Source organism: Rudaea sp., from assembly GCF_057139185.1.
Genome location: NZ_DBNHDN010000031.1, coordinates 178,250 through 186,031, shown reverse-complemented (window position 1 = coordinate 186,031; position 7,782 = coordinate 178,250). Strand labels below are relative to the sequence as shown.

The window sequence follows — 7,782 nt, the reverse complement described above, 5'->3', positions numbered from 1 at the left end:
CCGCCGACCGACTTGAACGCGCGCACCGGCGAATTGACGCCGCCAGGCATCAGGGGTTGCGCGCGCTGAAACCAATCGTGATTCGTGATCATGTTTTCCACTTTGTCATTTTGTATACATTGCCGCGTAGCGTCGTGCGGCGGCTTCCGGATCGGCCGGCGCGAAGACACCGGAGATCACCGCGAGGAAATCGGCGCCGGCCTCGACCAGCGCCGGCGCATTGTCGGGCGTGATGCCGCCGATTGCCACCAGCGGCAGATCCAGCGGTTTCGCCGCGCGCAGCAAATCCGGCGTGGCGCGACGCGCATTCGGCTTGGTCGGCGACGCGAAGAACGCGCCGAAGGCAAGATAGTCCGCACCGGCTGCGGCAAGTTGTCGCGCGCGCGCCAGCGAGTCGTAGCACGAGACGCCGATGATCGCTTCCGCACCGAGGCGTGCGCGCGCAGCGGCGATATCGCCATCGTCTTCGCCAAGATGCACGCCGTCGGCGCCGACGGCGAGCGCGAGATCGACGTCGTCGTTGACGATGAACGGCACCTCGTGACGCGCACACAGCTCGCGCAGCGCGCGCGCCTCGAACGCGCGGCGCGCGGAGTCCGCGGTCTTGTCGCGATACTGCAGCAGCGCGGCACCGCCACGCAGGGCGGCCTCGACCGCGGCGAGGAAGTCGGGGCGCGGGCCGTCGCTGATGGCGTAGAGGCCGCGCCGAGTCAGGAGTGGGTGCATGGCGCATAGTCTACCGGTACAATCCGCGCTCGCCCGCGCGCATCGTCTCGCGCGAAGCCCGCAGGGCGCCATCCGCGCCCCGCTCCGCCTTCCCCCCCGACTCCCGTTGATTGTGCCGATGAACGCCGCCCTGCAAACCGACGACACTCCCTTCCGCAAATTCATGTGCGTGGTCTGCGGATGGATTTACGACGAGGCGCAGGGCTGGCCCGACGACGGCATCGAACCGGGCACGCGCTGGGAAGACATCCCGGAAACCTGGACCTGCCCCGACTGCGGCGTGACCAAGTCCGATTTCGAGATGACGGAAGTTTGATGCTTTGCTTCCCTTCCCGCGAGGAAGAAGGGGAGCGGGCGTCAATTCAGGCGCGGCAGATTCGTGCCGATCTCGGCAACCTGCAACGCCACCGCGTCGACGTCGTCGGCCTGCGGCACCAGCGAGAGATAGCGGCGTAGATCCTCGCTCGCCGCACGCGTGTGGCCGAGCTTGAGATAGAACTGGCCGCGGTCGCGGTACTCGCCCGGCTGGTGCGTATCGAGCGTGAGCAGGCGGTCGCAGCAGCGCAGGGCCTTGTCCCACTGTTCGCGTTCGGCGTAGACACCTTTCAGGTTGCGCAGCATGCGCGTCAGGATCGCGCGGTGGCTGGCGGGTTCGAGCATGCGCGCCAGACGCGCGTCGTCGATGTCGTGCGTGTCCAGATGCGTGCGCGCGCGACGACGCAGTTCGGCCGCATCGAGCGAACGGCCCTTCTGGAACGGATCGAGCACGACGATGCCTTCGTCCAGCGGCAGGCGCACGAGAAAATGACCGGGAAACGAGACGCCTTCGAGCGGCACGTCGAGCCGGCGCGCCAGTTCGATCTGCACGACCGCGAGCGAAATCGGATTGCCGAGGCGACGGTCGAGCACGTCGTTGAGATAGCTGTTGCGCGGATCGTAGTAATCCTGCTCGTCGCCGGAGAAACCGAGTTCGTCGAACAGAAACCCGTTCAGCGTGCGCAGCTGGGTCGCGGCGGATTCGGTGGGATCGAGGATTTTGCGCAGGCGCAGGCCGTAGTCCTGCAGCTGTGCTTCGTAGTCGGCCGCGGCCAGCGCCGGATACTCGTCCTTGGCGATCAGCAGCGCCGAGGAAAACAGCGGGATGTCTTCGTCCTTGGCGCCGCGCAACGTGATCCAGGGATTGTCCCTTTGCATGTTCTTGTTCTCCAGGGCAGGAGCCTACTCGATAGTACCTTGAAACCGGTGAATTTGTGCCAACCGCATTCCGCATCGAAGAATGCGCCGCTTGTCGGTTTTCGCGGTCGGTGACGATTGCAAGAATAAAGTCACAACCTGGCCACGCACGTTCCATCCGCCGTTGATTCACTGTCGCGGAAAGATGGTGTCGCAAAGGCAGACTTGCAATGAGCCGATTCGTGCCGATGACTGACGAGATGCTGTACCGCGTGGGCGGCCCGCCCGGCCGGCTCGTGCCGTATCGCGTCGGACTGGATTGCTGGCACGCGCTGGGCGAAGACGGGGTCTACCATTTCAACGACGATGCGCTCGTCGCGCCGCCCCAGCGCCGGCCCGAGGCAGCCAGCGGCATGCCGCTCACTTCCGCGCTGGCGCAACCAGCCTGATCTCGAACACGTTCGGCCAGTATTTGCCGGTGACGAACAGCCGATCGTGCTTTGCGTCGTAGGCGATGCCGTTGAGCACGTCGACACGCGCGAACGTGCGGTCGGCGTGTGAAAGCAGGCCGGTGAGGTCGATCCACGCCGTCACGTTGCCCGTCTTCGGATCGATGCGTGCGATGCGGCTGGTTGGCCAGACGTTGGCGAAGATGTCGCCCTTGACCCATTCCAGTTCGTTGAGCTGGTCGAGCGGGCGGCCCTGCGCGGTCACGTGGATCGCGCCGGTCTGGCGCAGCGTGTCCGGATCGAGCACGCGGATGGTCGCGCTGCCGTCGCTGAGCAGCAGGTTCCTGTCGTCGCGGGTCATGCCCCAGCCCTCGCCGGGGTAGCTGAATTTGCGCTTGAAGGCGAACGTGGCCAGATCGAAGACGTAGCCTTCCTGGGTCTTCCAGGTCACGCTGACCAGCTCGTTTTTCCAATCGACGATGCCTTCACCGAATACCGCGTTCGACAGGTCGTGTTGCTGCACGACACGGCCGCTTTTCAATTCGACCTTGCGGATCGACGAGGCGCCGTTCATGCCGGTGCTTTCGTAAAGATAGCCGTCGCGGTAAAACAAGCCCTCGGTGAACGCGCCGCGGTCGTGTGGATAGACGTTGACGACTGCGTACGACCAGACCGGAATTTCCGCCGGCGTCGGTGCGGCCGCCATCGCAGACGACAGCGGCAGCACGGCTGCGGTGAACGCAAGAATCCTGCTCACGGCATTTGTTCGCTGCCGATCAGCACGACGTCGGCGCGACGCCGCGCGAACAGACCGACGCAGACGACGCCGACGAGCTGGTTCAGCTCGGACTCGAGCGCGGGCGGATCGGCGATGCGCAGGCCGTGCACGTCGAGGATCACGTTGCCGTTGTCGGTGACCGTGCCGTCGCGCCACACCGGCTGGCCGCCGAACTTGACCAGTTCGCGCGCGACGTAGCTGCGCGCCATCGGCACCACCTCGATCGGCAGCGGAAACTTGCCGAGCACATCGACGCGCTTGGAGACATCGATCATGCACACGAACTTCTTCGACGCCGCAGCGATGATCTTCTCGCGTGTCAACGCCGCGCCGCCGCCCTTGATCAGATTCTTCGCGCCGTCGCACTCGTCGGCGCCGTCGATGTAGACGCCGAGTTCGCCCGCCGCATTGAGGTCGATCACGTCGATGCCGAGCGCTTTCAGCGCCGCGGTCGATTTCTCCGAGCTGGACACCGCCGCCTTGATGCGCTCGCGGATCCTGCCCAGCTCGTCGATGAAATGCATCACCGTCGAACCAGTGCCGACGCCGACGATGCTGCCATCCTCGACGTACTTGATCGCGGCCTGCGCGGCGAGGCGTTTCTGTTGTTCCTGCGGAGTCATCATTGTTCCAGCGAAAGTATGAAATCCCACTGCGCCTTGCTCACCGGCAGCACGGACAAACGATTGCCGCGCCGGACCAGGGCGAAATCCTTCATCTCGGCGCGATCCTTCAATTCGGTCAACGTGATCGTGCGCTTGAACTTGCGCTTGAACTTGACGTCGACCAGCGACCAGCGCGGCTCGGCACACGGGGATTTCGCGTCGAAATAGTCGCTCTTCGGATCGAACTGGGTCGGATCGGGATACGCCTCGGTCGCAACGGTCGCGATGCCGACGACGCCGGGCACCTCGCAGCTGGAGTGGTAGAACAACACCCCGTCGCCCTTGCGCATCGCACGCATGTGGTTGCGCGCCTGGTAGTTGCGCACCCCGCTCCATGGCTCGATCTTGCGCGCACGCAAGTCGTCGATGGAAAACTCGTCGGGCTCGGACTTCATCAGCCAATGATTCACGGGCGGCTCTCCGGCGGGGTGCAGTCGATCAGTTCTTTTTCGGTGGCGATGAAATCGAGCGCGACATCCCAGTCTCGCGCGGGCAGCATTGCGACCTCCTGAAAAGCGTAGCCGATTCCGACCAGCAGCGGCTGCGCAGGTCGCGCCATGTCGTGCAAAAAAGCAAAGCTGCGGTCGTAGTAGCCGCCGCCCATGCCCAGACGCCGCCCGCTGCGGTCGAACGCGGTCAGTGGCAGAAGAACGAGATCGATATCCTGTGGCGCGAGCAAATCCGCTGCGTCATGCCGGGGCTCGGGAATGCCGTAGCGATTCATGCGCAGTTCGGCGTTCGGTCGCAGCGGCGCGAAACGCAGACGACGATCCTCGTCGACAATCGGCAGGCAATACTGCTGCCCACGCGCGTTGAGTCGCGCCACGGCCGCAAGCAGCGGCACCTCGCCGCCAACGGCCCAGTAGCCGGCGACCCGTTGGTCGACGAGAAATTCGGGAAGCTGCCCGAGGCTGGCGGCAACGCCGTTCGCCGCGGCGAGGCGCTCGGCGGCGCCCAATCCCGCGCGGCGCTCGCGCATCCGCGCGCGAGTGACGGTCGCGAGGTCCGAGGTATCCATAGTCGAAGCCGCCATCGTCTCGCTCTTGAAGTTAAGAGGGACACTTCCTCGGCGGAAGCTTTTGTTTGAGAAATGCGTCCAGGGATGGCCGCTTTTTGACTTTCGCGATCACGGATGATCGCACAGGTAAAGCACGCCCTCCGCGATGCCGATGCACATCAAACGACCTTGATCCGAAGATCAGGTGGGAGGGCTCGCTGGTCGTCAGGCTTTCCGCACACGGCGGACATGCACACGGACTTTCGCACCGCCATCCCGGGGTCGTTTATAGGACCAAGGCGATATGTTTGGATGCGCTGTCGCACACCGCAGGGGACGCGCGGCTATTTTACGTGCGTAGCCAAGGCCGTGTCGAGCTTGCCGCGCAGTGTCTGCAATTGCTGCGCCAAGCTTCCGCCGTCGATGTCGGCGCGTTGTTTGCTTTGCATCAGCTCGTGCGCGATGTTGAGCCCGGCCATCACCGCGATGCGATCTACGCCCTGGGTGCGGGTGTTGCCACGCACCTCGCGCATCTTGCCGTCGAGGTAGGCGGCGGCGGCGATCAAACCGGGCCGCTCTTCGGCGGTGCACGCAATCAGAAACTCGCGGTCGAGGATGCTCACCGCAACAGGCGTTGCCTCGCTCATGAAAAGCGCCTCATGCGTTGCTCTCCAGCGAGCGCAGCCGCACGATCATCGCCTCGACGCGCGAACGCGCCTGCTCGTTCTTCGCCATCAGGTTGGCGCGCTCGGTGTTGAGCTGCTCCTGGCTCGCGCGCAGGCTGCGATTCTCCTCGGTCAAACGGCGCACCAGTTCGATCAAGCGATCCAGTCGCCCGCCGATTTCGGTGAACTCGTTGACGAAATTGGGCGTTTCGGCCATGCCGGCACTATATGCAAGCAGCCGGAGCCGGTCAACGCGGCATGGGTGTGCCGATGCCATGGTTTGGTTCTCCGGCATTCCGGCCTTCGCCGGGATGACGAGCAAAAAACGATCTACAATAACTCGATTCCAAAAACCATCCGGACAGCAGTGTCGACCACGGCGATCAGCTACAGCGAACTCGGCGACGCGCTCATTCGCGTCCAGGCCGGCGTCGGCGCGAGCGAATTGCACGGTTCGCTGGTCGGTTATCTCTGCGGTGGCGGTGGCGGCGGCGCGGATGCACGGCACTGGTTCGACGCGCTCGAATTCGACCACGATGGCGAGATCGCCGGCGCACTGCCGCCGGGCCTGCTCGAGCAACTGCATCGCGAGTGTTCGAGCTGGCTTGCCGATCCCGAACCCGGTTTCGAGCCCATGTTGCCCGCCACGGAAACGCCGATCGAGGTGCGTGCCGATGCATTGGTCGAGTGGTGCCGCGGCTTTCTCGGTGGCTTCGGTCTCGCCGGCGGCGTCCAGCACGGCTCACTGTCGCACGACGCGCGGGAAATACTCGGTGATTTCGGCACGATCGCGGCGACGCGCTTCGAATACGCCGGCAACGAGGACGACGAAGCCGCACTCGCCGAAGTGATCGAATTCATCCGCGTCGGCGCGTTGCTGCTGCATGCCGAATTGCACGCCGCGCCGCAATCCGGCACGACCTTGCACTGACCCCCTGCATGATCGAACAGAAGGAATACGCCCGCCGCCGCAAGCAGTTGATGCGCATCGTCGGCGACGACGCAATCTGCATCGTGGCGGCTGCGCCCGAGCGCGTGCGCAACAACGACTCGCACTATCCGTATCGGCAGGACAGCGATTTCCAGTACCTGACCGGCTTCGGCGAGCCCGAAGCCGTGCTTGCGCTGATCCCCGGCCGCGAGCACGGCGAAGAAATCCTGTTCTGCCGCGAACGCGACGCCGAACGCGAAGCCTGGGACGGCGCACGCGCGGGCACCGAGGGCGCGGTCGCGCGCTACGGCATGGACGACGCGTTCCCGATCGTCGACATCGACGACATCCTGCCCGGCATGATCGAGGGCCGCTCGCGCGTCTACTACCATTTCGGCCGCGACGTCGAGTTCGACACCAAGCTGATCGGCTGGGTCAACCGCGTGCGCGAGCAGATCCGCCGCGGTGCGCGCGCGCCGCACGAGTTCGTCGCGCTCGGCCACATCCTGCACGATCTGCGCTTGTACAAGACGCGCAGCGAACTGCGCGTGATGGCGAAATGCGCGAAGATCGCCGCCGACGCCCACCTGCGTGCGATACGTGCCACGCGGCCCGGCATGAACGAGCACGAGATCGAAGCCGAGCTGCTGCACGCGTTCCGCAGACACGGCACGGTGCCGAGCTACGAGCCGATCGTCGCCGGCGGCGCGAACGGTTGCGTGCTGCACTACCGCGCGAACAACGCACCGCTCAGGGACGGTGACCTGCTGCTGATCGACGCCGGCGCGGAGCTCGACTGCTACGCCTCGGACATCACGCGCACATTCCCGGTCAACGGCAAATTCACGCCGCCGCAGCGTGCGCTGTACGACATCGTGCTCGCGGCCCAGCGCGCGGCGATCGCCGAGGTGCGCCCGGGCAGGCCGTTCATCGCCTACCACGACGCCGCGGTGCGTGTGATCACCGCGGGCCTGATCAAGCTCGGCCTGCTCAAGGGCACTGTGCAGAAAAACATCGAAGACGGCGCCTACCGGCGTTTCTACATGCACAAGACCGGGCACTGGCTCGGCCTCGACGTGCACGACGTCGGCGACTACCGCATCGACGGCGAATACCGCGAACTCGAACCCGGCATGGTCGTCACCGTCGAACCGGGCATCTACATCGCGCCCGACGCCAGAGGCGTCGCCGCGCAATGGCGCGGCATCGGCATCCGCATCGAGGACGACATCGTGGTTACGCACGACGAACCGGAGATCCTCACCGCACACGTGCCGAACGATGCGGACGAGATCGAGGCATTGATGGCCAAGGCGCGATCGTGAAGCTCCCGGCGAACAACAAGCCCTCTCCCCCGACGGCTTCCTGTCGGGGGAGAGGGTTGGGTGAGGGGGTGTT

At 65.0% G+C, this 7,782-nt stretch carries 12 protein-coding genes and 1 other RNA gene; 4 read left to right on the top strand and 9 right to left on the bottom strand.

All coding sequences use genetic code 11. The features are described 5' to 3' along the window. Window positions 1–105: 105 nt before the first annotated feature. On the bottom strand, window positions 106–726 hold the full coding sequence (gene thiE, locus AC16HO_RS11430) for a thiamine phosphate synthase (RefSeq protein ID WP_395643228.1): 621 nt from the start codon (window positions 724–726) through the stop codon (window positions 106–108). Between the two features lie 118 nt (window positions 727–844). Between thiE and AC16HO_RS11425 the strand changes: the two genes are divergently transcribed. Continuing rightward, window positions 845–1,042: a rubredoxin gene (locus AC16HO_RS11425; RefSeq protein ID WP_395643229.1), complete on the top strand. Its 198-nt coding sequence runs from the start codon at window positions 845–847 to the stop codon at window positions 1,040–1,042. A gap of 41 nt (window positions 1,043–1,083) precedes the next feature. On the opposite strand, the gene AC16HO_RS11420 is transcribed toward AC16HO_RS11425, so the two are convergent. Further along, entirely contained in the window at window positions 1,084–1,920 is an 837-nt protein-coding gene (locus AC16HO_RS11420) for a SirB1 family protein (protein ID WP_395643230.1), read from the bottom strand. A gap of 209 nt (window positions 1,921–2,129) precedes the next feature. Between AC16HO_RS11420 and AC16HO_RS11415 the strand changes: the two genes are divergently transcribed. Then, entirely contained in the window at window positions 2,130–2,348 is a 219-nt protein-coding gene (locus AC16HO_RS11415; protein WP_395643231.1) for a hypothetical protein, read from the top strand. On the opposite strand, the gene AC16HO_RS11410 is transcribed toward AC16HO_RS11415, so the two are convergent. The 7 genes from AC16HO_RS11410 to AC16HO_RS11380 all read right to left on the bottom strand — a co-directional run bounded on the left by AC16HO_RS11410 (window position 2,320) and on the right by AC16HO_RS11380 (window position 5,670). Then, window positions 2,320–3,105, bottom strand: a complete 786-nt coding sequence (locus tag AC16HO_RS11410; protein ID WP_395643232.1) for a glutaminyl-peptide cyclotransferase — start codon at window positions 3,103–3,105, stop codon at window positions 2,320–2,322. The genes AC16HO_RS11415 and AC16HO_RS11410 overlap by 29 nt on opposite strands. Next, on the bottom strand, window positions 3,102–3,749 hold the full coding sequence (gene rpiA, locus AC16HO_RS11405; protein WP_395643420.1) for a ribose-5-phosphate isomerase RpiA: 648 nt from the start codon (window positions 3,747–3,749) through the stop codon (window positions 3,102–3,104). The genes AC16HO_RS11410 and rpiA overlap by 4 nt, the downstream gene beginning before the upstream one ends. Beyond that, the gene (locus AC16HO_RS11400; protein WP_395643421.1) at window positions 3,749–4,186 is read right to left on the bottom strand and encodes an EVE domain-containing protein; all 438 of its coding nucleotides are present in this window, start codon (window positions 4,184–4,186) and stop codon (window positions 3,749–3,751) included. Before AC16HO_RS11400 ends, rpiA begins: the two co-directional genes overlap by 1 nt. 11 nt (window positions 4,187–4,197) lie before the next feature. Beyond that, on the bottom strand, window positions 4,198–4,824 hold the full coding sequence (locus tag AC16HO_RS11395) for a 5-formyltetrahydrofolate cyclo-ligase (protein ID WP_395643233.1): 627 nt from the start codon (window positions 4,822–4,824) through the stop codon (window positions 4,198–4,200). Between the two features lie 118 nt (window positions 4,825–4,942). Further along, window positions 4,943–5,127, bottom strand: a non-coding RNA gene (ssrS, locus tag AC16HO_RS11390) — 6S RNA. A 5-nt stretch (window positions 5,128–5,132) separates the two neighbouring features. After that, the gene (locus AC16HO_RS11385) at window positions 5,133–5,435 is read right to left on the bottom strand and encodes a cell division protein ZapA (RefSeq protein WP_395643234.1); all 303 of its coding nucleotides are present in this window, start codon (window positions 5,433–5,435) and stop codon (window positions 5,133–5,135) included. A 10-nt stretch (window positions 5,436–5,445) separates the two neighbouring features. Further along, window positions 5,446–5,670 carry a TIGR02449 family protein gene (locus tag AC16HO_RS11380; RefSeq protein ID WP_395643235.1) on the bottom strand — a complete coding sequence of 75 codons (225 nt, stop codon included), beginning with the start codon at window positions 5,668–5,670 and terminating at the stop codon, window positions 5,446–5,448. Window positions 5,671–5,820: 150 nt separating this feature from the next. Between AC16HO_RS11380 and AC16HO_RS11375 the strand changes: the two genes are divergently transcribed. Continuing rightward, entirely contained in the window at window positions 5,821–6,384 is a 564-nt protein-coding gene (locus AC16HO_RS11375) for a UPF0149 family protein (protein WP_395643236.1), read from the top strand. An 8-nt stretch (window positions 6,385–6,392) separates the two neighbouring features. Next, a complete protein-coding gene (pepP, locus tag AC16HO_RS11370) occupies window positions 6,393–7,709 on the top strand; it encodes a Xaa-Pro aminopeptidase (RefSeq protein WP_395643237.1) in 1,317 nt (438 codons plus the stop codon). Window positions 7,710–7,782 lie beyond the last annotated feature (73 nt).